Annotated in this window: 1 protein-coding gene; it reads right to left on the bottom strand. The window is 44.5% G+C overall.

Annotation, left to right across the window (positions count from 1 at the left end):
- Nucleotides 1-236, bottom strand: a 236-nt coding sequence (locus B4920_RS30255) for a hypothetical protein (protein WP_216820148.1), incomplete at both ends; no start/stop codon positions are given.

Raw genomic sequence — 236 nt, 5'->3', positions numbered from 1 at the left:
GTTATCCACAGAAATCTTGGATAACTGCCGGCAAGAGCTAATAGTTGGCTCATTGTTACAAAAAAATGTGAAACAGCACCGATTTCAACGGCGATTCCAGAGCAGATAGTGTGCCAGTCCTGTGGATAAAATAGCCGTGGTGGATCTTTGAACAGTCGAACTTGTTCACAATCGAGATCCCGGATCGCTGGCCGTGAAAGACATGGATCTTGATCCAGCATTGATTGTTTAACACT

It is taken from the genome of Zoogloea sp. LCSB751, assembly GCF_002028455.1.
Classification (GTDB): domain Bacteria; phylum Pseudomonadota; class Gammaproteobacteria; order Burkholderiales; family Rhodocyclaceae; genus Zoogloea.
The sequence above is the reverse complement of the archived record's forward strand: the minus strand, read 5'-3'. Positions and strand labels throughout refer to the sequence as shown.